This window comes from Nonomuraea harbinensis (genome assembly GCF_019396385.1).
Lineage (GTDB): Bacteria > Actinomycetota > Actinomycetes > Streptosporangiales > Streptosporangiaceae > Nonomuraea > Nonomuraea ferruginea.
This window is the reverse complement of record NZ_JAHKRN010000053.1, coordinates 21,817-44,865: the sequence shown is the minus strand read 5'-3', so window position 1 is coordinate 44,865 and position 23,049 is coordinate 21,817. Positions and strand designations below refer to the sequence as shown.

24 protein-coding genes and 1 tRNA gene are annotated in these 23,049 nt (G+C 67.4%); 13 read left to right on the top strand and 12 right to left on the bottom strand.

All coding sequences use genetic code 11. The features are described from left to right. Window positions 1-2 precede the first annotated feature (2 nt). The 3 genes from KME79_RS36750 to KME79_RS36740 are packed head-to-tail and all read left to right on the top strand — an operon-like array spanning window position 3 to window position 2,122. Window positions 3-461: a MaoC family dehydratase gene (locus tag KME79_RS36750; protein ID WP_148036112.1), complete on the top strand. Its 459-nt coding sequence runs from the start codon at window positions 3-5 to the stop codon at window positions 459-461. A 36-nt stretch (window positions 462-497) separates the two neighbouring features. Then, entirely contained in the window at window positions 498-968 is a 471-nt protein-coding gene (locus KME79_RS36745; RefSeq protein ID WP_148036113.1) for a SigE family RNA polymerase sigma factor, read from the top strand. After that, complete coding sequence (locus KME79_RS36740) at window positions 965-2,122, top strand: hypothetical protein (protein ID WP_219549989.1); 1,158 nt, start codon at window positions 965-967, stop codon at window positions 2,120-2,122. The genes KME79_RS36745 and KME79_RS36740 overlap by 4 nt, the downstream gene beginning before the upstream one ends. Here KME79_RS36740 and KME79_RS36735 read toward each other — a convergent pair. The 7 genes from KME79_RS36735 to KME79_RS36705 all read right to left on the bottom strand — a co-directional run bounded on the left by KME79_RS36735 (window position 2,115) and on the right by KME79_RS36705 (window position 7,631). After that, a complete protein-coding gene (locus KME79_RS36735) occupies window positions 2,115-2,369 on the bottom strand; it encodes a hypothetical protein (protein ID WP_148036115.1) in 255 nt (84 codons plus the stop codon). The two genes, KME79_RS36740 and KME79_RS36735, sit on opposite strands and share 8 nt — an antisense overlap. After that, on the bottom strand, window positions 2,366-3,919 hold the full coding sequence (locus KME79_RS36730; protein ID WP_246641035.1) for a radical SAM protein: 1,554 nt from the start codon (window positions 3,917-3,919) through the stop codon (window positions 2,366-2,368). The genes KME79_RS36735 and KME79_RS36730 overlap by 4 nt, the downstream gene beginning before the upstream one ends. Beyond that, entirely contained in the window at window positions 3,916-4,647 is a 732-nt protein-coding gene (locus tag KME79_RS36725; RefSeq protein WP_219549987.1) for a prolipoprotein diacylglyceryl transferase, read from the bottom strand. Before KME79_RS36725 ends, KME79_RS36730 begins: the two co-directional genes overlap by 4 nt. 1 nt (window position 4,648) lies before the next feature. Beyond that, on the bottom strand, window positions 4,649-4,930 hold the full coding sequence (locus tag KME79_RS36720) for a hypothetical protein (RefSeq protein WP_148036118.1): 282 nt from the start codon (window positions 4,928-4,930) through the stop codon (window positions 4,649-4,651). Window positions 4,931-5,314: 384 nt separating this feature from the next. After that, window positions 5,315-5,635 (bottom strand): hypothetical protein, encoded by a 321-nt coding sequence (locus KME79_RS36715; RefSeq protein ID WP_187281569.1) that lies wholly within the window; start codon window positions 5,633-5,635, stop codon window positions 5,315-5,317. Between the two features lie 10 nt (window positions 5,636-5,645). After that, window positions 5,646-6,317 (bottom strand): response regulator, encoded by a 672-nt coding sequence (locus KME79_RS36710; RefSeq protein WP_308249186.1) that lies wholly within the window; start codon window positions 6,315-6,317, stop codon window positions 5,646-5,648. 180 nt (window positions 6,318-6,497) lie between these two features. After that, on the bottom strand, window positions 6,498-7,631 hold the full coding sequence (locus KME79_RS36705) for a sensor histidine kinase (RefSeq protein WP_246641034.1): 1,134 nt from the start codon (window positions 7,629-7,631) through the stop codon (window positions 6,498-6,500). Between the two features lie 131 nt (window positions 7,632-7,762). Between KME79_RS36705 and KME79_RS36700 the strand changes: the two genes are divergently transcribed. Next, window positions 7,763-8,308 (top strand): hypothetical protein, encoded by a 546-nt coding sequence (locus KME79_RS36700; RefSeq protein WP_308249185.1) that lies wholly within the window; start codon window positions 7,763-7,765, stop codon window positions 8,306-8,308. A gap of 57 nt (window positions 8,309-8,365) precedes the next feature. Beyond that, window positions 8,366-8,438: transfer RNA gene (locus KME79_RS36695), tRNA-Arg, on the top strand. A gap of 94 nt (window positions 8,439-8,532) precedes the next feature. Here KME79_RS36695 and KME79_RS47555 read toward each other — a convergent pair. From KME79_RS47555 to KME79_RS36680, 3 genes are all read right to left on the bottom strand, one after another. Continuing rightward, window positions 8,533-8,709: a CopG family ribbon-helix-helix protein gene (locus KME79_RS47555; protein WP_219549985.1), complete on the bottom strand. Its 177-nt coding sequence runs from the start codon at window positions 8,707-8,709 to the stop codon at window positions 8,533-8,535. Window positions 8,710-8,903: 194 nt separating this feature from the next. Next, a complete protein-coding gene (locus KME79_RS36685) occupies window positions 8,904-10,172 on the bottom strand; it encodes a tyrosine-type recombinase/integrase (protein WP_219549983.1) in 1,269 nt (422 codons plus the stop codon). Then, window positions 10,169-10,717 carry a helix-turn-helix domain-containing protein gene (locus KME79_RS36680; RefSeq protein ID WP_219549981.1) on the bottom strand — a complete coding sequence of 183 codons (549 nt, stop codon included), beginning with the start codon at window positions 10,715-10,717 and terminating at the stop codon, window positions 10,169-10,171. The genes KME79_RS36685 and KME79_RS36680 overlap by 4 nt, the downstream gene beginning before the upstream one ends. 504 nt (window positions 10,718-11,221) lie before the next feature. Here KME79_RS36680 and KME79_RS36675 point away from each other — a divergent pair. The 5 genes from KME79_RS36675 (at window position 11,222) to KME79_RS36655 (ending at window position 15,023) form a co-directional block, all read left to right on the top strand. Continuing rightward, window positions 11,222-11,512, top strand: a complete 291-nt coding sequence (locus KME79_RS36675; RefSeq protein ID WP_219549979.1) for a helix-turn-helix domain-containing protein — start codon at window positions 11,222-11,224, stop codon at window positions 11,510-11,512. Between the two features lie 254 nt (window positions 11,513-11,766). Next, window positions 11,767-12,771: a bifunctional DNA primase/polymerase gene (locus tag KME79_RS36670; protein ID WP_219549977.1), complete on the top strand. Its 1,005-nt coding sequence runs from the start codon at window positions 11,767-11,769 to the stop codon at window positions 12,769-12,771. Beyond that, the gene (locus tag KME79_RS36665) at window positions 12,768-14,174 is read left to right on the top strand and encodes a DNA primase family protein (protein WP_219549975.1); all 1,407 of its coding nucleotides are present in this window, start codon (window positions 12,768-12,770) and stop codon (window positions 14,172-14,174) included. The genes KME79_RS36670 and KME79_RS36665 overlap by 4 nt, the downstream gene beginning before the upstream one ends. A gap of 49 nt (window positions 14,175-14,223) precedes the next feature. Further along, window positions 14,224-14,487, top strand: coding sequence for a hypothetical protein (locus tag KME79_RS36660; RefSeq protein WP_219549973.1), 264 nt, complete (start codon window positions 14,224-14,226; stop codon window positions 14,485-14,487). Next, window positions 14,487-15,023, top strand: coding sequence for a helix-turn-helix domain-containing protein (locus KME79_RS36655; protein WP_219549971.1), 537 nt, complete (start codon window positions 14,487-14,489; stop codon window positions 15,021-15,023). Before KME79_RS36660 ends, KME79_RS36655 begins: the two co-directional genes overlap by 1 nt. Before the next feature lie 57 nt (window positions 15,024-15,080). Here the strand turns inward: KME79_RS36655 and KME79_RS36650 are convergent, their stop codons facing one another. Together KME79_RS36650 and KME79_RS36645 are read right to left on the bottom strand one after the other, a co-directional pair. Beyond that, window positions 15,081-15,611, bottom strand: coding sequence for a hypothetical protein (locus tag KME79_RS36650; RefSeq protein ID WP_219549969.1), 531 nt, complete (start codon window positions 15,609-15,611; stop codon window positions 15,081-15,083). 92 nt (window positions 15,612-15,703) lie between these two features. After that, window positions 15,704-16,543 carry a hypothetical protein gene (locus KME79_RS36645; protein ID WP_219549967.1) on the bottom strand — a complete coding sequence of 280 codons (840 nt, stop codon included), beginning with the start codon at window positions 16,541-16,543 and terminating at the stop codon, window positions 15,704-15,706. Between the two features lie 137 nt (window positions 16,544-16,680). Here KME79_RS36645 and KME79_RS36640 point away from each other — a divergent pair, with 137 nt between their 5' ends. Genes KME79_RS36640 through KME79_RS36630 form a run of 3 tightly spaced genes read left to right on the top strand, consistent with a single transcriptional unit; the run spans window position 16,681 to window position 23,028 of the window. After that, complete coding sequence (locus KME79_RS36640) at window positions 16,681-17,091, top strand: hypothetical protein (RefSeq protein ID WP_219549965.1); 411 nt, start codon at window positions 16,681-16,683, stop codon at window positions 17,089-17,091. Beyond that, complete coding sequence (locus tag KME79_RS36635; RefSeq protein WP_219549963.1) at window positions 17,084-20,311, top strand: helicase-related protein; 3,228 nt, start codon at window positions 17,084-17,086, stop codon at window positions 20,309-20,311. Before KME79_RS36640 ends, KME79_RS36635 begins: the two co-directional genes overlap by 8 nt. Continuing rightward, window positions 20,308-23,028 carry a hypothetical protein gene (locus KME79_RS36630; RefSeq protein WP_219549961.1) on the top strand — a complete coding sequence of 907 codons (2,721 nt, stop codon included), beginning with the start codon at window positions 20,308-20,310 and terminating at the stop codon, window positions 23,026-23,028. Before KME79_RS36635 ends, KME79_RS36630 begins: the two co-directional genes overlap by 4 nt. Window positions 23,029-23,049 lie beyond the last annotated feature (21 nt).

Below are 23,049 nucleotides of genomic sequence, written 5' to 3'. Positions count from 1 at the left end.
TCATGCGGACCTTCGCGAACATCCAGGAGCTCAAGGACGGCGTCGGCGAGACGTTCGGCCCCACCGAGTGGCGCACGATCACCCAGGACAGGGTCAACCTGTTCGCCGACGCCACCGACGACCACCAGTGGATCCACGTCGACGCCGAGCGGGCCAAGGAGGGCCCGTTCGGCGGCACGATCGCCCACGGCTACCTGAGCCTGTCGCTGCTGCCGTCGTTCATGTTCGAGCTGATCCGCGTCGAGGGCATCCAGATGGGCGTCAACTTCGGCCTGAACAAGGTCCGCTTCCCCCGCCCCGTCCCGGTCGGCTCGCGCGTGCGCGCCGTCGCCGAGCTGACCAGCGTCAAGGGCACCCCGGCGGGCTACCTGTCGGCGCTCAAGATGACCATCGAGGTCGAGGGCGAGCGCCGCCCCGCCTGCGTCGCCGAGACCCTCTCCCTGTACGTGCCCGCCGAGTGATGCAACAGAAGCGCCCCTCTCACGGTCCTTGGATCCGTGGACCAATCGTTCGACGAGTTCGTCCGAGCCAGGGGTGACGCTCTCCTCCGGTACGGCTACGTACTGACCGGAAACACCGAGGACGCGGCCGACCTCGTCCAGGAGGCGCTGGCCAGGCTGGGCAACGCGTGGTCGCGGGTGCGCAAGAAGGACAGCCCCGAAGGCTACGTGCGCACCACCATGGTGCGGCTGCACATCAACGCCTGGCGGCGCCGCCACCGCGAGGACCTCGTCGCGGCCGTGCCCGAGCGCGGCGACTTCGACCGGTACGACGACGCGGACCTCTGGGCCGAGCTGGGCAGGCTGCCCCGCCGGATGCGTGCCGTGCTCGTGCTGCGCTACTACGAGGATCTCCCCGACGACGAGATCGCGGAGATCCTCGGCGTCTCGCGCGGCACCGTGCGCAGCCAGGCCGCGCGCGCCCTGGGCAAGCTCCGGATCACGCATGCGCTGGAGGAGGCGCGATGAGAAGCGAAGAGGACCTGATCCGCACCCTGCGCACCGCCGCCGGGCACGCCGAGCCGGAGCTCACGCTGGCGGCCTCGGTGGCCGCCCGCCGCCGGTCGCGCCGGCGTGCGGGGTGGGCGCGGACGGCGCTGGCCGCCGCCGCGGTGGTGCTGGTGGCGGGAGGCACGACGGCGGTCCTGTCCGACGGCGGCGGGCGGGCGCGACCGGCGGCCGAGGCCACCCGGGGCGTCGAGCGGGCCGTCGAGGTCTGGCCCGAGGCGATGTTCACGGTGCCGGGCACGGCCGTCGACGGCCGGGAATACCAGCCGATGGCCGCGATCAGCCCGGCCGAGGTGCTGGTGAGCGCCGTGGCACCCGGCGTGAAGCCGGATCGCCTGGAGGTGTTCGACACCGGAATCAGGCAGTTCCGGACGGTCACCAGCATGCCGAAGCCCAACGTGCCGGGCTACCGCTTCCGCGACGTCAAGGCGAGGGACAATCACATCGTCTGGTGGGGCGAGACGCCTCACGCCGGCGAAGGCGCATGGGCCGACTTCTGGTACGTGCCGCGAGCCGGCGGCGAGTCCGGGCACGTCGCCAAGCTGACCGGAGAGCTGGCCCAGGTGGACGCTTTCGACATCGCCGGCGACCACATCGTGTTCTCCGTCGAGCGGGGCGGCGTCTACCGGCTCCCGCTGACCGGCGGCAAGCCGGAGAAGATCAAGGGCACCGACGGCCTCCATCTCAGGTCATGGCCGCTGGCCGCCGGCTACACCGCGGGCGAGTCGCACGAGCGGAACCAGAACCGCACGGTCAACCTGGAAACCGGCCGGTCGGCCGACGTCTCGGTGCCGAGCGGAGCCCGCGGTCTGATCTGCGGCATCCAGTGGTGCGCGGGCGTGCTCGACGGCGGCCCCTTCCGCCAGCGGCCCGACGGATCGGACCGCCGGCCGATCCCCGCCGACCTGCGCCCTCTGGTGTTCGAAGGCCTGCCCGCCGACCGGTTCGTGCTCGGCCGGCTGTCCTCCGGGCCGGTCATCCAGGCGTTGTACGACCTCACCACCGAAGAGGTCGTGGGCCTTGACGAGGCCGAGTTCGGCGGCGGCGTCCCCACGGTCTTCTCCTGGCGGGAAGGCTCGAACCTGACCGTGGTGAACCTGCTCGCCGTCATGTGAAGGACAGCACGATCGCCGTCACCGCCGCCAGCGCGAGCACGCCCAGGTAGGCGAGGACCAGCCGGGTGTCCCGGAGCAGGCACTTGCTCCGGGTCAGCCCGGCCCGCCGCGCCTTCCAGTAACCCGCGAACCCCAGCCCGGCGAAGGCCAGCAGCGCCCACGGCCCGAACACCCAAGCCAGGAGCGCGATCGTCGCGTACACGCACAACCGGAGCGGATCGTACGGCGTGCTTGGTGGAGTCGTCACGGGAGCACCTCCAGCGGGAGCCGCAGCCGCGGTTCGGACGCCACCGCCGACAGTCGCTGCGCCGACAGCTGCGGCCACGCCTGCACGGCGCAGAACGGCGCGCACTGGTCCTGGGCCGACCGTGTGCCGACGTGCACGCAGCACTGCGTGAGCCGTTCCTCGATCATGGTCGAGATGTCCATGAACGGCTTGATCGTGATCCGGACCACCCGCTCGCCCATCATCCGGCGCAGCTTCTTGCGCCGGCCCGGCAGCGCCGACGAGGCCAGCGTGAGCAGCGTGGAGACGCCGAGGTCGCAGTTCTCGCAGATGTTGCGCCACAGCTCGCCGATCTGCGGATGCGACAGCGACGACTGCTCCGACAGCAGGTCGAGCAGCGACTCCTGCACCGCCAGGCGCAGCTCGCGGGGGATCTCGGAGTCGGCGATGCGGTTGGCGACCAGGCCCAGGTTCTCCTTGAGCCGGTCGTGGCCGATCAGCGCCACCAGCGAGCGCCACCGCTGCGAGTCGTCGCGGATGAGGTAGCCGACCGAGCAGCAGTGCGGGTGGGAGCACGGCAGCGCGGTCAGGTCACGCCACGTCACCAGCCCGCCGGTCTGCGGGCCGAGCCGCTTGAGCACGCCCGTGTGGGTCAGCCGGTCCATCGGGTCGATCGTCCCCGACCTGCCCGAGCCGAACTGCGGCTGCAGCGACACGCCGCCCACGAACGGGGTGTCGAGCGCCACCTTGACGACGTCGCCGATCTCGCCGTCGTTCACGCCGAGCGCCGCCGTCATCACCAGCGTGGTGAAGATCTCCCGCTCCGAGAGCCGCGCCACGGCCTGCCGCTTCAGCCTGCGCAGGTCGCCGCCGCGGTGGTGTCTCGACGCCTCCGCCGAGGAGCCGTCGTACTGCAGGTAGACCTCCACCCGCTCGCGGTGCTCGGTGAGCAGGTCGAGCAGGGCGTCGTCGCGGGCGATCAGCACGCCGTTGGTGTTGATCAAGATGCGGGTGATCGGGCGTGCGGCCAGCTCGTGCAGCAGCGTCTTCAACTCGGGGTGCAGGGTCGGCTCGCCGCCGCTCAGCATGAGCACGTCGAGCTTGCCGTTCTCCCTGGCCAGCCGCTGGTCGACGTTCGCCAGCACCTCGGCGACCGGCACCACGCCGTTGAGCTCGGGCGAGCTGTCGGCGAAGCACGTGGGGCAGCGCAGGTTGCACGCCTCCGCGATGTCCTCCAGCAGGATGCAGGTGTGCTGCGTCTGCAGCTCGGGCAGCCCCTTGAGGTACGCCGCCGGCACCGGATCGAAGTTGCCCGCGAGATCCGGCACGTGCTGCTTGGTTGGAGCGGTCCACTCCTCCAGGTAGGCGAGGATCTCCGGGTCCTCGTCGTAGAGCGTGCGCACCAGCCCGTGCTCCCTGCAGCCCCGCTCCAGCCACACCTTGCCGTCGCGCACCGCCAGGTAGCCGCTCAGCCGCTCGATCCGGTCGAGGTCGCGGCCGTGGCAGTGGGGGCAGAACGCGTTCACGTAGCGGACGATGCGGTCGCCTCGGAGACCCATCCCCGTGCTCATGTCATGACCTTTCGCTTGAAGAGGGCAGCGTAGTAGCCGCGTCGCCACCCGTACGCGAGCCTCAGCCCGAGCAGCAGCATCCCCGGCAGGAGGAACCACTGCGGGCCCGTCAGCTCCAGCCACAGGATGTCGTTGGCCCGGGTGAACTCCACACAGAACCGGAAGAACGCGTACGCCGCGACATACAACGTGAACAGCTCACCGGGCCGGGTCAGCCGCTTGCGCGCCCACAGCAGGGCGGCGAACGCGGCCACGTGGAAGACGATCTCGTACAGGAACGACGGATGCATCGCCTGCCCCGCCAGGCAGCCGGGGCAGTCGGGCGTGCTCGCGGGGGCGTGGACGCCCCACGGCAGGCCGGTCGGCCGGCCCGGGGCCTCGGTCAGGTGGCAGCCGATCCGGCCGACCGCCATGCCCAGCGCCACCGCCGGCGCGAACAGGTCACCGGTGCGCTCCTTGTAGCCGATGATCCGCTTGGCGACCAGGACCCCGACGTACGCGCCCGCCAGCCCGCCGAGGACGCTGCGTGAGCCGTACAGCCACAGCTGCTGCAGGTCCAGCGTCTCCAGCCAGCCGGCCAGGCGCATGCCGATGGCGCCGCCGACCAGCGCGCCGGTGACGGCCACCAGCGACTGCTCGTTGAGCGCGCCCCTGCTGCGGGCCTCGTAGAAGAACACCACCGAGGCGACCGCGACGCCGAGGCCGACGAAGATCTCGTGCAGCGGCATGTCAGGCGCCGTACAGTGCAGGGTTCAGCCCCGTGCACAGCCCTGCCGTGCAGATCGACCAGAGCGCCCAGCCGATCATCAACCCCATCCCGATCCCGCGTGTCCAGGGTCTGCGGATCAGCACCAGGACGAGGCCGGCGACCAGCCCGAGGCCCACCAGCGTCGCGGTGCCGGCGATGAGCATGGGCCGGCTGTGTTCGGGAGTGCTGATGGCGCCGAGGAAGACGAAGAAGCCGAGGATCGCGTTGATGACGCTGTAGACGGTCAAGCCTACGAATGCCATCCCGATGGTGATCCCGACCTTGTCGCCGGTGGACGGCGGGGGAGGGGGCGGCGCCCAACCGCCCATCCCGGGACCGTACGGGGGCCCGGGCGGTGGGCCATGGGGTGGACCGTGCGGCGGGCCCTGCCAGTGAGGCCCTGGCGGCGGCTCTTGCGCGTGGCCTTGCGGCGGGCCCTGCCAGGGAGGACCCTCCGGGGGAGGCGCTTGCCACGGCGCTCCCTGTGGCGGTGGCGGCGGAACCTGTCCCGGAAGCCCGTCACGGAAGTTTCGGGTCGGCCCCTCCTGGCCCGGATCGTGCTTGCCGGGATCGTCCGGCGGTGGTGTCGTCATCCCTCTCCCTCTTGACCGACGAACAGGATGGAACCCGCCGGTTGACGTCCGCTTTCAGGCGTACAACCCCGGATTGAGCCCCGTGCACCAGCCGGCCGACACGATCGACACCAACCCCCAGCCGATCATCAACCCCAGGCCCAGCCCTTTGGACCACGGCCTGCGCAGCGACAGCAACACCACCCCGCCCCCGAGCGCGCCGACGGCCAGGAAACCGGCCGCCAGTGCCAGCACCACGTTCGTGGCCATCGACACGGCGACGACCCCCACGAAGACGTTGACCACGATGTAGGCGAAGAGCCCGACCACCGCGAGCCCCACGACCACGCCGGTGGACCGGGGCTGCTGTGGCTGCTGAGGCGGCGGCATGGACACGACGCCCACATTACGGCCCTATCTCCCCTTCTGAGTAGTAGATGGCCGCCTGCACCCTGCTCTTCAGGCCCAGCTTGTGGAGCACCCGGCTGACGTGCGTCTTCGTCGTCGCCTCGGCCATGGCGAGCTCTTCGGCGATCTCCGCGTTGGACAGCCCCCGCCCGATGCACGCCAGCACCTCCCGCTCCCGAGGCGTCAGCGTCTTCGGATCCACCGGCTCCCGCCGCGCCGGCGCCTGCTCCCCGAACGCCTTGATCAGCCTGCGCGTCACCCCCGGCGAGATCAACCCGTCACCCCCGGCCACCAAGCGCACCGCGTCGACCAGCGCGTCCGCGTCCGTGTTCTTCAACAGGAATCCTGCGGCCCCCGCCCGCAACGCGCCGAACACGTACTCGTCCACGTCGAACGTCGTCAGGATCAGCACATCGGTGATGCCCGCCAGCTCCGCCGTGGCCGAGATGCCGTCCATCCTGGGCATGCGGATGTCCATCAGCACCACGTCGGGCCGCAGCTCCTTGGCCATGGCGACCGCCTCCACGCCGTCGGCCGCCTCCCCGACCACCTCGATGTCCTCGTCGCCATCCAGGATCAATACGATCCCGGCCCGCACGGCGGCATGATCGTCAGCCACCAGCACCTTGATGCCCACTCGGCCCACCTCGCCTTTCACCAGCTCACCCACCGGCGTATGCCACGCTGCAATCTCCCCCACCGGCCCCATCGACGTATGCCGCGCTGCAACCTCGTCCACCGGTCTCACCGACGTATGCCGCGCTGCGAGCTCGCCCAGCGATCCCCTTGACGTATGCCGCGTTGCCACCGTCCGTCCGGCGACGGTGCCCTTCATCCGCCCTGGAGGACTTCACGTCGCCTCCCGGCCCGGCGCCGGGAGCGTCGCCGAGACACGCCAGCCGTCCGCGTGCGGCCCGGCCTCGAACGTCCCGCCCACGAGACCGGCCCGCTCCTTCATCCCCACGAGGCCCGCACCGGCCCCCGGCAGCCGGTCGTCCCGGCTGCTCGCCGCGTTGTCGACGGTGATCGACACCTGGTCCGGCTCGTACACCAGATGAACCCTGGCCGGGGAGTCGCCGTGTTTGAGCGCGTTGGTCAGCGCCTCCTGAAGGATCCGGTAGGCCGCCAGGTCGATGGGGGCGGGCAGATCGCGGGCCGGGCCGTCGACGCTCAGCTCGGTGGCCAGCCCGGACTGGCGTGACCGCTCCACCAGGCCCTCGGCGTCGCGCAGCCGAGGTCTCAGGGCCTCGCCCTCGTCGCCCTCCTGCCGCAGCAGCCCGATCATGGAACGCATCTCGGCCAGGCCCTGCACGCTGTTCTCCCGTACGGACTCCATGATCGTCCGCACGGTGGCCGCGTCGAGGTCCTTGCGTGACAGCACCGCGGTGGACTGGATGGCGATGGCGCTGAAATGGTTGGCGATCATGTCATGCAGCTCGCGCGCCATCCGCGTCCGCTCGGACGTGATGGCCGCCTGCCGGTCGAGCTCCGCCAGCCGCGCCACCTGCTCGGCCCTGGCCCGCTCGGCCGCCGCCTGGTCGCGGTGCTGGCGCAGGATGTGGGCGGTGGTCACCGGCGTGACCAGGATCAGCCCCAGCTGGACCACGGTGAGCGCGAGCGCCCGCCAGTCGGCCCAGAGAAACCCCGTCACCGCCCCGGTCCCCACCGCCGCCACCGTCGTGATCACCAGCAGCCAGCGGGAGAACCGGGCCGGCCCGTAGAGCGCGGCCGCGTACAGATTGTCGGTGTAGACGAGCACCGTGCCCAGCGACGGCCCCACGAACAGGTCGAGGACGACTCCCACCGTGCCCAGCCCGAGCGAGCCCAGCGGCGACCGGTAACGCAGCAGCACGGCCAGACACGTGATCGCCAGCGGGATGGCGAGCACCCAATCGGGCACGCCGCGGTCGATGCGGGCCCCGGACTCGATCAGCGCCAGGCCCACGAGAAAGGCCAGGCCCGCACCCAGCGCCACGCGGTTCATGCCCACATCCCACCACGTCGCGCGGCGAATTCGATCCTTCGCGGGACGGCCTGTGGATACACACTTCGATGTATCCACAGGCCGTTCCCCAAGAGGATGTTTTCCCTGTACGAGCCGGAAGACTGGACATCGTGATTGTCGCCGTCATCATCGCCTGCGAGATCGGCTTCTGGATCCTGCTCGGTCTCGGCCTCGCCTGCCGCTACCTGTGGAACCGCCGCGCCCTCAGCACCGCGCTCCTGGTCAGCGTCCCCCTGCTGGACGTGATCCTGCTCGCGGCGGCGGTCATCGACATGCGCGGCGGCGCCCCGGCGGACTTCAAACACGGCCTCGCGGCCGCGTACCTCGCCTATTCGATCGTGTTCGGCCACAGCACGCTCAAGTGGGCCGACGCCAAATTCCACCACCGCTACGCCGGCGGCCCCCCACCGCCCCGGCCGCCCGAGGCCGGCTCCGCCAGAACCCGCTCCGAGTGGATCTTCTGGCTGCGGATCGTCCTCGCGTACGGGATCGTCTGGGCAGTCGTGCTGGTCATGGGCTGGCTCGTGGGGAAGCCGGGGAGCATGGGGGAGCTGTACATGTTCCTCGGCCAGGCGGCCAAGGTCCCACTGATCGCCCTGATCTGGCCGGTCAGCTACACGCTGTGGCCCAAGAAGGAGGAACCGGCGGGGTCATGAAAGCCGTAACTGGTTCGAGGCATCGCTCAGAACCCGCTATGCTTGCTTACGCAGCGAGCGGCCGTAGCTCAATGGATAGAGCATCTGACTACGGATCAGAAGGTTAGGGGTTCGAGTCCTCTCGGCCGCGCATAGCTTGACCAGGGAGTTCCTTGATTCAAAGGGACTCCCTGAGTCGTTTCTAGGGGTGTGCTGTAGCAACGGCTGTAGCAGCGCCGGTTCGTTCACCGAGGTTCACCTCCGCTCGTAGTTGTCTCTTCGCTTCGTAGATGCCGCGCGATGTACTCGTCCACGGCCTTCGAGATGAGCCACGATCGGCTCCGGTCCTCTCGCTCGCCAATGGCGTCGAGCCCTGCCTTCTGCTCATCCGTCAGCCGGACAGTGGTCGGCTTGTTCGACACGACTACATAGTAATACAGGTGACTACATCTGACTACATCGCTAGCGTGCAGGGGTCCACCCGTGTTTCTCCACTTCACAGGGGGTGTGTAGGGCTGTGTAGGGTTTACCTGTTCCACCTACGCGCCTATACGTACAGAGCTAATACCTGAATCCCTACACACCCCTACATTCCCGCAGGTCAGCGTGCATCGGGTCATTGAGCGATGCGGCCGAACCGGGACAGTGCCCCGTCCATGGAGTCCGCTGCCCGGCGTTGTACCTCCTCGGTGAGGTGCGTATAGATCTCCGAGGTCGTGGCGAGTCGGCTGTGCCGAAGAGTCCCCTGGATGGTCTTCATGTCCACGCCCTCCCCGTGCAGCCAGGTCGCGGCGGTGTGCCGGAGGTCGTGAATCCTCACCCGCTTGCCGTCCGGCCGCGTGATACCCACCTCGTCGCACAGCGCGTTCCATGCCCGGTTGGCGTTCCGCGGCTCGATAGGCGTCCCCACCGATGTGGTGAACACCAGCCCCGGGTCCGCCCACACTTTCGCCGCCAGCCGCTCGGCGGCCTGGTCCACCTTGTGCTGCCGCAGCAGCATGACCACGGCCCGGGGAATCGCCAGCTTCGCGTCCGACCCCTCCGTCTTCGCGCGGACCACGGCCAGTCGGCCGCGCCGGCGTCCGGTCTCTTGGTCGAGCTCGCCCCGCAGGCGCTGCAGCGAGGGGCCGACTTTGATCACGGCGTTGTCCAGGTCGATGTCCTCCCAACGCAGCGAGAGCGCCTCACCACGGCGCAGGCCGAGGCCGAGGATCGTTAGCCACAGCACGCCCCACCGGTGGCTATGCGCCGCCGCGAACAGCCTGTCGGCCTCCTCGCTCGTCAGCGCCGTCCCGCGCTTGCTCTTTCCCGACGGCGGCTCGACCAGCATGGCCACGTTGCGCGAGACCAGCTCGTCCTTGAACGCATCGTTGAGCGCGGCCCGGAGGATGGCGTGGCAGTAGTTCACCGTACGGTCGGACAGGAGCACCACCGGCGGCGGGTCCTCTCCCTCGACGGCCTTCTTCTGCCGGGCCGCCGGCTTGCGCTGTAGCTCCAGGAGCCACGCCCGTAACCGCGCGGGGGTCAGCTTGGTCAGGGGCTCGCCCCCAATGTGCGGGATGACGTGCAGCCGGATGTTGTCCGAGTAAGAGATCATCGTGGACTCGGCCATCTTCCCGGCGGCCACCCGCTGCGCCAGCGTGAGCGAGAGCCACTGGTTGAGGTAGCGCTCCAGGGTGACGCCGCGGCCGGAGGTGATCGGCTTGCCCTCCTCGACCTGGCGGAGCAGCTTGCGCCATTCCTCCCGCGCCTTGGTCTTGTCCTTCGCAGAGACGGTCTTCCGCTCGCCACCCGGCAGCGTCACGGCGCCGATCCACATGCCGTCCCCGCGCTGGTAGAAGCTGCCTTCCCCGTTGCCACGGGAGCGCTTCTTCGTGGCCATCATCGGTTCGCCGCTGTTCCTCGCGCGCGGCGCGCGGATGACCTCAGGCCCTTGACGGCCTGCTGCATGAGGCCGGCAAAGTGCCGCGGCAGGTTGGAACTGGCGAGCCCGAACGATCCGGCCACTGAATCCGCAGTGCTGGCCCCGCCGAAGTTCGACCCGAACAACTTGATCAGCTCGGCGACCCGAGTCTGTTCTTCCTCAAGCCGCTCGTCCCAGTATTCGAGGAGAGCCTTCTTGACGCCGTCAGGGAGTGGGGCTTCCTGGATCTGGCGGACGATCTGCGGGGTGGGCAGCGCCGGCGGCTCGGTGTTGCCGAGTAGGTCGGCCGGGACATGCCCGGACATGACGAGCATCGGCTCGATGCTCATGCGGAACAGCTGACCCAGCTTCACCAGATGTGTGATGTGCGGGCGGGTCCCCTTCCGCCACCGCGAAACTGTCGACTGTTGTAGGCCGAGCGCCTCGGCGAGCTGTGCGTCAGACCCGTACCCGCTGGCACGCGCCGTGGCTGCAAGCCAGACGTAGAACTCGTTCTCCTCCGGCATGAATGCTGACTCCTCCATGGGATGCGGATAATGCATGTGGACTCTAATGACACAGAGCACAACCCGCAAGATCATCGAGCAACATCAGACAGAGGGGCGTCACCATCAGCATCGCCCACCAGGCGATAAACAGCGAGAGATGACGTAAGCGACGAGGCCGCGTAGCATACGAAGCTTTCCCTCCTCGAACTAACGGAATCCCCTGGTGAACGGGCTTCTCAACGCTCGTCGTGGTTGCCGGAAGAGCGGGGCCGCATATCACAAACGACCGCTTGCGTCGCATGCAGCGATATGCGATCGGAAACTTGCGCGAGCCGCCATGGACCGTTACGGTGATCTTCGTACGGCCGAGAACTACGGAGTGGGAACCCACCCGGTGTCACGGTCCGGACAGCAATAAGCCCCCGGCGGGGTGCTGGTGAACGGAGTTGGCGCTCCGAACATCGCACGATTTCCCGCCGAGGGCTGCCCAAGCCAGTCGCGTCGATTCGAAGGACCTGAGCTATGTCCAATGCTAGGGGGCTGAGCACGGTCGGAGAACCTCTGACCAGCCGCCACACCCACATGCCGCCCGCTGGCGAGCCGACGTCCACGGCGTCGCCGTGCGCGTGCTTCCCGCTCCTCCTCAAAGAGGAGCACGTCCTTGAACTGCTCCAGATCGGGCGCAGCGTCTACTTCCAGCTCATCAAATCGGGCGAACTGGAGTCCGTGCTCATCGGCCGCAGCAGGCGCGTTCCGAGGGATTCCCTCCTGGCCTACGTCCAGCAGCTCCGCACGACTGCCTCGGCGGCCTGACGCGCCAGCGCTGCCCGTGGAGGCGCATTCCCCACGACTGCTGGATGACCGGCAGGTCGTGTCGCGCTTGAGCGGCTCGTCCGCATGAGGCGAAGGACCGGCTGCTCGTCCGGCGGTCCGGGTTTGCTCCGGCCTGCTGTTGTAGGTACCCACGCCGACGGCTCAGTTGACGCGGCGTACAAGAAGGCGCCCGGGTGGTCGCACACCCAGGCGCCCGAGCCCATCCCCTCGATGCATCCGAGATGGACAGGATCATGCACGACCAGAGATTTTCGGCCGCTGGAAAGCACGGTAACACGCTGAACAGCGGCAACCCCTTGCGCGGACTTCACGAGCCCGATGCCGGCATGGTTGAAGGCGCTCCCGACCTCCGCGTGAGCCCCGCCCACCCTCGCCTGCAGGCGATGCTTCGCTACGCCGCTCACGGCTGGCCGGTGTTCGTCCTCTCCGATTCCAAGACACCTCTGCGGAACTGTGACCCGTGCCGTGACGAGCACGTCACCCCGGAGCAGATGGAAACCTGCCCATGCCTGACCTGTCACGGCTTCTACGCCGCCACGACCGACCCCGATCGCATCCGTGCCATGAACCGCCGCGTTCCGCGCGGCCTGGTCGCGGTCCGCACTGGCAGCCCCTCCGGCACAGTCGTCATCGACGTAGACGCCCCCGGCGGCCTCAACACCATGGCCAGGCTCGACGAGGGGGGCATACTGCCCGGCACGGTCACCGCGATCACAGGGTCGGGCGGCCTGCACCTGGTCTACCGGCACCCTGGCGTCCGTGTCCCCTCCGGCGTGGGCAAGGCCGGACCGCAGATCGACGTCAAGGCCGACGGCGGGTACATCGTGGTGGCTCCCTCGCTTCACCCCCGCACGGGTCAGCCCTATCGGTGGATGAGCGACCAGTTCGCGCTCCCGTTGGCCGACCTCCACCCCGCCCTCCTGGAACGGCTGCAGGAGAAGCCACCACAGCCTCACAGGCCCGGCCGAGGATCTAGGGCCGGGAGTGTGCGGGGTCGTCTCGGTGGTCTCGTACGAACCGTCCTCAAGGCTGCTCCCGGCGAGCGGAATGCGGTCCTGTACTGGGCCGCGTGCTGCGCCGGCCAGATGGTCGCGCAGGGTGCCATCGACGAGGCCACCGCCTACAGCGTGCTCTGGGCCTCCGGCCTGGAGATCGGCCTCACGGAATCGGAGATCGGCGTCGCCCTTGGTCGCGGCACGATCGGGAGCGGCATGCGTCGCGGAATGAGGGCATCGTGACGAAGACGCCGGAACAGATCCTCGACGAACTCGGCGTTGGCAGGGGCACCAAGGAGTCGCCGATCAACGGCGAGATACACCGGGGTCAGCTCCGCATGGCCGAGCGATTCGCCAAGCTCCACGCTGGGCGGCTCATGCACGCCCACAGCCTTGGCTGGCACGTCTGGGACTCGACCCGCTGGGTGGCTGACAAGGACGGCGCCGCGATGCGCGCAGCCGTGGCCACGGTCAAGGCGGCCCTCGCGGACATCCCGAACCTTGAGAACAAGGAGGACAGGGATGACCTGTACGCCGACATCCGCAAGTGCGAGTCGGCGTCGGGCCTGGAGGGCATGATGCGCATCGCGGGATCGCTGGAGCCCATCACCGTGTCGCCAGACGTGCTGGACGCCGCTCCCCACCTGTTCAACACTCCCAGCGGCACTCTCGATCTGCGAACGGGAGAACAGCGGCGGCACGACCCCGCTGACATGCTGACCAAGGTGGCCGGCTGTGACCTGGACGTCGAGGCTCGAAGCGAACTGTTCGACCGGTTCATCAACGAGATCTTGCCCGACGACGCTGGCCACGTAGGGCTCCAGGCGTGGGTGCAGCGGATCTTCGGTTACTCGATGCTGGGGCTGGTCCGCGAGCACGTACTGCCGATCTTCACGGGGACCGGCCAGAACGGAAAATCGACGCTACTGGAGGCGATGGGTAAGGCGTTCGGCGACTACGCCATCAACGCCGAGCCCGACCTTCTCGTGTCCCGAGGTGAGGCGGCGCACCCGACCGGCCTGGCCGACCTGAAGGGGGCACGCCTGGCCGTGTGCAGCGAGACAGACGAGGGCAGGAGCCTCGCCTCGGCCACCATGAAGCGCTTGACCGGCGGCGAACGGCTCCGCGCCCGCAAGATGCGCAAGGACTTCTTCGAGTTCGACCCGAGTCATGTCCTGATCCTCTGTACCAACCACAAGCCAAAGGTCTCCGGCGACGACCCCGCAGTCTGGCGCCGAATCCGCGTGGTGCCCTTCGACGTGGTCGTCGCCAAGCCTGACCGCAGGCTGCCCGAGCGGCTCGCCGAGGAACTACCCGCGCTCCTCGCCTGGGCGTACCGGGGATATCGGGACTACGAGGAGAGCGGCCTTGTGCTGCCCGACGTCGTCGCCGAGCGCACCAACAGGTACCAGGTCGAATCCGACCCGCTCGGCCGGTTCCTGCAGGACCAAACTATCCAGGCCAGCCAGTACCACGTGGGTGCGCGACATCTGTTCGCCACCTGGTCGAAGTGGTGCATCGCGACCGGGGAGGAAGCGGGCTCGGAGGTGACGTTCGCCGACTCCATGGCCAAGCGCGGCCATGAGAAGAAACGCACCGCCTCCGGACAGGCATACCGGGGTATCGCGCTCGTCGCCGAGCATTAGCCCGGCGGCGAGTTCCCTGGCCACATCGTTCAGAACGGAGGACCGAGACTTGAGCAGCAGCAGCATCGCCGCCAACATCACAAATGCTCAACGAGCCCTGGCCATCCTGCTCGCCGAGTGGGAGGTGCCCGGGGCCGAACGCAAGGCGGCCGACGCGGTCACGCTGCTCATGCGGCATGGCCTGCGGCCTACCTCGGCCCGTCCTGCCCTGCCGGTTGCCCGTCGGCATGGAACCACCGACCCCAGCATCGCCCATCGGGGAGCCGCCGAAGCTCGTCGGCTCCTCGCCGCTCGACGCCAGGAGTTTGAATAATGGGACGCCCCTCCAAGCTGACCCCAGAGCTGCGCGACGAGCTCTGCAAGCATCTGGAGGCGGGCCGCTTCCTCGGCACCGCCGCTGACCTGTGCGGAGTCGGCCGGTCCACCGTCCACAGGTGGATGGCCTGGGGAGAGGAGGAGGGCACAGACCTCCAGTACCGGGAGTTTCGGGAGGCCCTTACACGCGCACGCGCGCGAGCCTCGGTCACCCTCGTGTCGGCGGCTTTTGCCGATGCCGCCGGGGGCACGTTGGTCCGCGAGGTCATTCGCCCGGATGGCACCCAAGAGCGCGCTTGGACCCCACCCAACGGGCGAATTGCTCTGGAGCTTCTCGCCCGGATGTTCCCGGACGAATGGCGACCCGTAAAAGCCGTCGAGGTCTCCGGCCCGCAAGGTGGTCCGGTGAGATTGGATCAGAACGACGCAGTCATCGAGGGCATCATCCAGCGCATCGCGAAGGTAAGGGCCCGGCGCCACCAAGCATCGGAGGTGTTGAGCGCGGAGACATTGTCAGTGGCCGACGCGGAGTAGATGTCAGCAGCTCACCCAGGCCAAGCGCTGGACGTGGCGTTCTCTCGCTCGCCGGCGTCACCACGGGGGGACAGGGACGACGACCGGTGAGGGAGCGCCATCCCAGGTCACCCTGATCTCCCGCGGAGTGCCATGCACCAGTGACGAGCTGAGCATCAGCTTGGCCGAAGCACCCGGCTCCAACGTCACACCGTCCGGGGCCTGGTCTACGCCAGGTACCGTCGTATCGACCATGACGCCGGTCACGGTCTCGGCGCCGGCGTTCCGGAGGTAGGCGGCGAACTCCGACTCGCGGGTCACCTCCCATGCGACAGTCGGCTGCATGTCCCGCATCGCCTCGATCTCGGCGACCTGCTCGGCGGCGAGCGCCGAGCGCTCCGCTGCAGCCGCCGACCGCGAACCGGCCATTGCCGATTCTTCGGCGGCGACCGCCGACCGCTTGGCTTCCTCGACAGCTCGTTTCGCCGCCTTGGCAGAGTCGCGCTGGAACTTGAGCGAGATCAGGGACACCACGAAGGCTGAGAAGGAAAACGCGAGAGCGACGACGACCCCGGTCCAGGTGGCGAGATCTCCAGTAGCGGCTTCCATGTCCGCCCCTTTGCGGATTGGCGATTGCGCGGCGTTTAGCCTATCGACGACCGCACGCGTTTCATCGCCCGCCTGCGAGCGCGATAATCCTGTCAGTTGCTTTCACGCCAGGGAAGTTCAGCGGCTGAAGGAGTGCCAACGGGAAGCGGGATCTCGTCAAGCTCCACCACGATCTGGGCACCGTCGGGACCGCGTAGGAGGAAGCGTCGGTCCCCGGCGGGGGTGCGGTACTCAGGTAGCTCGCGCACGGCCTCGATCAGCGCGGCGGCCCGTCGATGTGGCACCAGGGCGAGGCGCTCCTGCGGCAGGGAGTCGGCCAAGATGATGACCGCCGCCGTGGCGACGTTGACGCCGCGGCGGTGGTAGTCGGCCATCGAGGCCCGAGGCACGGGATGGTCCAGCAGAGCGACGGTGGTATCCAAGGGCGCCAGCGTGTAGGCCATCCGCAGGTTCTTCCGCTTCACCTGGATGCGTTCCTCCGGAATATGTGCGGCCTGGTAGCCGTCGCGGCCGGCGATCATCGGTCCCTGATCGAGGGCCGCGATCTCGGGAAATTGCTCGGCGGTTACGTCGACCAGGTGGTTTAGGGTCGGCAGCCAGACGACGGTGTGCCCGTAGATCATGTCGTCATCCCAATGAGGGGTCAGGCTGCCGTGAACCACGGTGGTCTTGGTCAAGGTGTTAGTGATGCTCAGTTCCGCTGCGCGGACGTGCGCGGGGATGCCGAGTTGGGCGTAGGCGTAGGCGAGCGTCATGCAGTCGTCTAGGCAGCGCTCGGCGGGCAGCAGGTACTCGGCGGCGACGATGTCGATGAAGAGCGGCAGCACCGAGGGAACCTGCATCGGGTCGGCTGGGGAACGATAGGCGATCATGCCGGCCACGCGGGCGGCGCGATAGACCGGATCAGCGTGTTCGGCGACGCGCGAAGCCATGGCCCCGCGAGAGTGTCCTGTCGGCGACCAGTCTTGATCAAAGGGGCGAGCTCATCAGTACGCCGGGGGCGTGCCGAACGAGTACCTTTATGGCCGTACCAGTGTTGGGAGACACGGCAATTCTCTTGGAGTAGGCGATGTCGGAGACCATGGCCCCGTTCAAGGCCGACGAGCCGGTCTCCCCTGAACATACGATCGGCCGCGACGAAGAAGGTGGCATGATCCGCGTCTGGGCTCGTGGAGGTCGTCTCATGGTGCTGATCGCACCGCGACACTTCGGCAAGACCAGCTTGATCGGCAAAGTCGCGGCCGAAGGCAAACGAGATGGACTGGCGGTGATTTCCGCTAATCTGTTCGAAGTAGCGAGCCTGGCTGATCTCGTGCTCCGAATCGAACGCGCCTGGGGCAGCCACATGCCCGGGGTGCGGTCCTCGGTACAGAAGGCCCTCGCCAGCGCATCGAGGAGGCCGGGCGGAAATGGCGGGTCACTGATCCGCTGGCCTTGTGGATCCGAAACAACTACGGGACGCGCGCATGAGCATGCCTGACGAAGGAACGGTCTTCAAGCGTGGACAACGCGTGCGCGTCCAGTATCCCAACATCCCCGAATTCGCGACGATCCGCTATGCCATCCCTGGCGACGAGCCCGGTTCTTGGGACCTCATCCTGGTGGACGACCAGGACCTCCGGCACGAGGTGAACCTTGCGGCCGGTGACTCTAAGACCGTCCGCTTGCTGCTCAGCGACGGGCGAGCCGACTCCGCCCGGGTACTGGCGGCAATGTGGACCCGGTGGATGGACGCGGCAGCTACCAACGCCGAGTCCAGCGCGATGGCCTCGACACCGCTAAAGCCGTACGCGCACCAGACGACTGCCGTCTATGGGGCGATGCTGCCCCAGCCGCTGCTGCGTTTTCTGCTGGCCGACGAGCCGGGCACCGGCAAGACCATCATGGCGGGTCTGTACATCCGGGAGATGCAGCGGCTGGGCCTAGTCAAACGCGCCATCATCGTGTGTCCGGCCAACCTCGCCACCAAGTGGGTGGATGACTTCCAGCGGCTGCTGGGCGGCGGTCTGCGTCAGCTCACCTCGGCCACGGTGCGTGAGGATGCCTTGAACTCCAACGACCTGTGGGTCGTCTCCCTCGAACTCGCGGCGGTCAACCCCGCAGTCCAGGATGCCATCCGACCGGACAAGGCTGGCTGGGATCTGGTGGTCTTTGACGAAGCGCACCGACTCACCCCGACTGCGGCAGGGTTTCACCAGGTCGGCCGGCTGCTGGCTAAGAACACCCCGCGGGCGCTGCTGATGACCGCCACACCACACCGGGGCAAGGAATGGCTCTTCCGGCACCTGCTGCACCTCGTCGACCCAGCGATCTACCCCGACCCCGGTAACGACCCCAACGTCGAACTCAACGCGCTACGGCCCGGCCCGATCCATTTCCTCCGGCGGATGAAGGAGGACTTGGTCGACTACGACGGCCGGACCCGTCTGTTCAAAGGACGTACCGCCCGCAACCACAACGTCCCGTTGTCCCAGACCGAGTACAGCTACTACCAGGCCGCCCTCGACATGGTCGACCGGTTCTTCCCGCAGACCGCCCAACGGCTGGCCCGCATGGTGTACGGCAAGCGCGCCGCGTCCAGTCTGCACGCGCTCGCCGAGACTCTTCGCAGGCGGCATGACCACATGGGAGCGATGAGTGAGGCCGAGGCGGCCCTCATCGCCGAGAGCGTCGACCAGGGTGATGAGTCCGAAGTCGAAGAGGCAAAGGTCATCAACGCCAGCTCGACCTCCGCTAGAGCCGAGCGAACTGCGATCAAGACCCTGGTTGAGCAGATCGAGGTCACGATCAAGGACCCCAAATGGCGGCCCTCGAAGTGGAACCGGCTCACCAACGATTGCCTCGCCAAGCACGGCATCCGCCCCGGAAATGACGAGCAGGCGGTTATCTTCACCGAGTACACGGACTCAGCCGTATGGATCGCCGAACGGCTCGAAACCCAGGGCTACACCGCCCGACTGTATTCGGGCCGGCAGAGCAAGCCGGAACGCGACGAGGTACGCAAAGCCTTCATGCGCGGCGAGTTCCAGATCATCGTCACCACTGACGCCGGCAACGAAGGCATCGACCTGCAGGCCGCTCGCGTCCTGGTCAACTACGACATCCCCTGGTCTCTCGTCCGCCTCGAACAGCGGATGGGCCGTATCCACCGCGTCGGGCAGCAGCGCGACGTCTACCTTTACAACCTGGTCGCCACCGACACACGCGAGGGCGAGACGCTGCTGCGGTTGCTGGACAACTTCGTCACCGCGGCGAACGAGCTGCGCGGCCAGATGTTCGACAGCCTGTCGGCGGTTGCCGAGATCACGGGGGTCGACTACGACAAGTGGCTTTCGGACATGTACGGCGATGACGAGCTCAAGAAGCAGCAGGCGATGGACGCCGCCGACGCCGTTCTGGCGCAAGAGCTCATCCGGGTGGCCCGCCAGGTACGCGACAATGAGCGGCGCCTGGCCAGTCAAGTCGACGCAGTCGCTGCCCTGACCCTACTGCAGCGTGACTTGTTCGCACGGATCAACCCAGCCATCGTCGAGGCATACCTCGACCGGCTCGCAGCTGCAGGCGTGCTGCACTCCGCGCCGACCGCCGCGGGCGCCGGGTTCCGGCGACTGTCTCTCAACGGCGGTGCGACGTTCCCGGCCACCCTTGGAGGTGGCAGCGACGTCCACATCGCCACCAGCGGGGACGCGGTGCGCGAGGCCGCGGAAAGCATTGACGTCAGCGGCACCATCACCCTCGGGCCCGGGGAGCCTGGGTTCCCTGACCTAATCGATATGGCCGCACAGAGCTTGGCCGAAGACCTGTACCAGTCCGGCGCTGCAGCCGACCCCACCAGCCTCACTCCCTATGACCTGTACGCCTACGAGGCGACGCTCACAGAGAGCGACGGCAAGCGAACCAGTATGTGGGCGACCCTCATCAAGGTCGACGACAGCGGCAACGCACGCCCGATCCGGTGGGAAGCCCTCGCAAATCTCGTACCCACGGAGGACCGAGGCACCGCGCCCCATCCCGCACGCGAGGACCGCGCGAGCACTGCGGCCCGCAACGTGGCAGCCGCGACCGTCGCCGAGCACCGGAAGGTACGCTCCGACTGGTTCGCTCAGGCCCGCCGAGACCTGATGAACCTGCCGTTGAGTCTGACTGAGACCATCACCGACCGAAACACTCGGCTGGAGTTGCGGCGCCAGCTCCAGACTCAGACCGCACTGCGGCTTGAAGAGCTCGAGCGACTCTCCGACGTGCAACTGACCCAGCCGAAACTGGTTGGCAGGATCCGGGTCCTGGCTGCGGCCGACGTCAGTATCAAGGCAGAGATCGACGCCGAACTCGTCTCCATGCGCCATGTCCAGCGACTGCTCCTGGACGACGGATGGGTCGTCGAGGACGTTCACACGGAAAGCCGCGGCTACGACCTGGAGGCTCGGCGCAACAGCCAGGTCCGGCACATCGAAGTCAAGGGCGTCCTGGGCAGCGCGGCCAGCGATGGCATCCGGATGACTGGCAACGAGGTCCTCATCGCGACCCAGCACCGCAAGGAGTACTGGCTCTACGTCGTCGACCAGTGCGCCGACGCCAAAGGCCGCTTCTTCGGGGCCTACCAGGACCCGGCCACCCTCTTCGCCACCGACATGACCGGGAACGCGATCTTCCGCATTCCCGGCAGCAGCCTCAAGAACGCACCGGGGAGCAATGTATGACCAGGATGATCGAACGATGGTTCCCCAGCGCAGAAGTGTCGGCTAACAGCGACAAGGGCTGGGGATCGGGGAACAGCGAGATCTCTCTATTCATGTGGTTCGCCAAACGACCCACTGCCCAGGCCAAGGCCGCGACGATTTGCTCGCTGCTGCCATGGCCCGACGACCCCGCAGAACAGAAGCGGTTGCAGGACCTGGTGCGAAAAGCGATGAAGGGTCGCTACGCGGCCTGGAGTGAGCTGCAGTCTGAGATCAAGAAAGCCAACCCCGAGAGCACCACCACCCTTGACCCGTTTTCGGGGCGGGGAATGATTCCGTTGGAGTCCGCGCGACTGGGCGTACGGGCGTTCGCTGTCGACTACAGCCCCGTCGCGGTCCTCGCGAGCCACCTCCTTACCTCGGCCCCGTTCGAGGATTGGAGCGAGGAACCAGAGCTTCCGTTCGGAGAAGAACGGAGCCACATGCTGGCTTCCCCTACCGACCGACTGCTGGGAGACCTCGCCACCCTGTTCAAGGAGATCCAGGCGCGGCACGCGTCTGCGATGCGCGACTTCTACCCACGACACAATGGCGAGCTGCCATGGGGATACCTCTGGGCTGTCACGATCCCATGCCAGGAGTGCAGTCAGCGGTTCCCACTCATCGGTTCCTACGAGCTCATGCCAGGCCGTGGTGACCGGGAGGCCGTTTCGTTCTACATCGACGCTGATCGAGCCTCCGGTACTTGGGAGGCTGTCGTCACCTCAGGGAAACCCACGAGGTCTCCCACCCTGACCAACGCCGTGGTCAACGGCAAGAAAGTAGCTGGCAAGAGCGCGATCTGCGTGTACTGCAGCCACGTCCACCCATTGGCAGTGCACCGGCGGCTGTTGCAGGAGGGATTGGGGCAGGACGCCCTAGTTCTTGCCGCCGACATCGATGCTCGGAGCCGGAAAACGTTCCGTAAGCCTACGACGGCCGAGAAGGACGCGGTCATGGCAGCCAGCCGGGCACTGGCAGACGAGTCTGCGTTCAGCCCGTTCCTACCGGCCATCCCAGACGAGGAGATCGCGCCGGGGAACAACAACATCATCGGGCCGAGCATCTACGGGGCGAAGACCTACGGCGACTTCATGATCGACCGGCAGACCCTGTCGTATGTGCGACTGGCACGCATCATCAATGAACTCGGAGATGAGCTCACCGCTGTCGGACTTTCGCGTGACTACGTGCGGGCCCTGACCGGCTATGCGACAGCGGTCGTGGTGAAGAAGCTGCGGCGCTCCACCCGCGGTGCCCGGTTCCAGAGCTCGGGTGGTGCCCGAGTCGGGGACTTGTTCGTCAACGAAGGATCCATCACTTTCTCCCACGACTTCTTCGAGGCTGGCATTGGTGACGGCCCCGGCACGTGGATGTCGATCTCCGAGAACGTGCTGACCGCCTGCCGCAACCTGTTCTCCGGTCTGCGCGGCGCCCCAGCATCTGTGCAGCGGGGGACCGCCACCTCGCTGCCCTTCGTGGCCAAGACCTTCACCGCAGTAGTGACCGACCCACCCTATGACCAGATGATCGCCTACGCCGATGCCTCGGACCTGTTTTACGTCTGGGTCAAGCGGTGCTTGCACAACACCTGGCCGGAGCTCGCAATCACCGCAGATCCGCATGGCGGTCAGGACAAGAGCCAGGAGATCATCGTCAAGCGCGTGAGGGGAGCGGCCCCGAACGAGCATCGCACACGCGAGCACTACGACACGCTGATTGCCGAGGCTTTCGCACAGATGCGGCAGGTCGTCCGCGATGACGGCGTCGTGACGATCGTCTTCGGCCATGGAGAACCCGAGGTCTGGCAACGGCTGCTGCATTCGATCGAGCGGGCCGGGCTGGTCATGACTGGATCGTGGCCGGCTAACACTGAATCCGGCGGGCAACAGGGCAAGGCGAATATCGAGACCACCCTGACCATGGCCTGCCGCCCTGCCCCGGCTGGGCGGCCGGCGGGCCGCAAGGGCACGGTTGAAGCCGAGATCATGGCAGAGGTGAAACGGCGCTACCCCGATTGGGAGCGGTGGGGACTGGCGCCAGCAGACATGCTGATGGCCGCCGCCGGGCCCGCAATGGAGGTCGTTGGCCGCTACAGCAAGGTCCTCGATGCCAAAGGGGAGCCAGTCGACATTTACACGTTCTTGCCGCTGGCGCGTGCGGCCGTCCAAGACGCCATGGCGGTCACGATCAACCACGAGCCGCTAGCGGCCTTCGATGCCCGTACTCGTTTCGCGCTGTGGTGGATCAGGCTTTATGGTCGGCAGCCTCAGGCGAAGTCCGAACTGCGCTGGCAGGCTCTGGCATCCTCGCTCGATCTGGTCTTGGTGCGTGACCTGGTGCCCGACGCCGACAAGGGTGTCCGTTTCATCACCTCGCACGAGTACTCCGGTAAGATCAACGGAGACTCGGCCGTCATCGACGTCGCGCTAGCGCTCGCCGCCGCATCTGAGGAAGGTCTGCAGGCAATGGGCCAGGTGCTAGCGGCTTCGGGTCGGGCGACCGACGACACCTATCTGTGGTCGGCCATCCAGTTCCTCGCTGATCGGCTTCCCGACAATGACCTGGACTCCATCGCGTTTACCCGCGTGCTGCGAACGAGGGTCGGAATCGGCAACGCTGCCGAAGCGGTCGCAATGAGCAACCGCGAGGAAGCCCGCCGCCAGGAGATAGACGACGCCCAGTTGAGGCTGATCTGATGATGGCGAACATCCCCCGAG

Excerpts from the sequence above, each read along its gene's own strand:
- KME79_RS36750 (WP_148036112.1), top strand. The coding sequence starts at position 3 with ATGCGGACCTTCGCGAACATCCAGGAGCTCAAGGACGGCGTCGGCGAG.
- KME79_RS36740 (WP_219549989.1), top strand. The coding sequence starts at position 965 with ATGAGAAGCGAAGAGGACCTGATCCGCACCCTGCGCACCGCCGCCGGG.
- KME79_RS36730 (WP_246641035.1), bottom strand. The coding sequence starts at position 3,919 with ATGAGCACGGGGATGGGTCTCCGAGGCGACCGCATCGTCCGCTACGTG.
- KME79_RS36725 (WP_219549987.1), bottom strand. The coding sequence starts at position 4,647 with ATGCCGCTGCACGAGATCTTCGTCGGCCTCGGCGTCGCGGTCGCCTCG.
- KME79_RS36720 (WP_148036118.1), bottom strand. The coding sequence starts at position 4,930 with ATGGCATTCGTAGGCTTGACCGTCTACAGCGTCATCAACGCGATCCTC.
- KME79_RS36705 (WP_246641034.1), bottom strand. The coding sequence starts at position 7,631 with ATGAACCGCGTGGCGCTGGGTGCGGGCCTGGCCTTTCTCGTGGGCCTG.
- KME79_RS36685 (WP_219549983.1), bottom strand. The coding sequence starts at position 10,172 with ATGATGGCCACGAAGAAGCGCTCCCGTGGCAACGGGGAAGGCAGCTTC.
- KME79_RS36680 (WP_219549981.1), bottom strand. The coding sequence starts at position 10,717 with ATGCCGGAGGAGAACGAGTTCTACGTCTGGCTTGCAGCCACGGCGCGT.
- KME79_RS36675 (WP_219549979.1), top strand. The coding sequence starts at position 11,222 with ATGTCCAATGCTAGGGGGCTGAGCACGGTCGGAGAACCTCTGACCAGC.
- KME79_RS36670 (WP_219549977.1), top strand. The coding sequence starts at position 11,767 with ATGCACGACCAGAGATTTTCGGCCGCTGGAAAGCACGGTAACACGCTG.
- KME79_RS36655 (WP_219549971.1), top strand. The coding sequence starts at position 14,487 with ATGGGACGCCCCTCCAAGCTGACCCCAGAGCTGCGCGACGAGCTCTGC.
- KME79_RS36650 (WP_219549969.1), bottom strand. The coding sequence starts at position 15,611 with ATGGAAGCCGCTACTGGAGATCTCGCCACCTGGACCGGGGTCGTCGTC.
- KME79_RS36645 (WP_219549967.1), bottom strand. The coding sequence starts at position 16,543 with ATGGCTTCGCGCGTCGCCGAACACGCTGATCCGGTCTATCGCGCCGCC.
- KME79_RS36640 (WP_219549965.1), top strand. The coding sequence starts at position 16,681 with ATGTCGGAGACCATGGCCCCGTTCAAGGCCGACGAGCCGGTCTCCCCT.
- KME79_RS36635 (WP_219549963.1), top strand. The coding sequence starts at position 17,084 with ATGCCTGACGAAGGAACGGTCTTCAAGCGTGGACAACGCGTGCGCGTC.
- KME79_RS36630 (WP_219549961.1), top strand. The coding sequence starts at position 20,308 with ATGACCAGGATGATCGAACGATGGTTCCCCAGCGCAGAAGTGTCGGCT.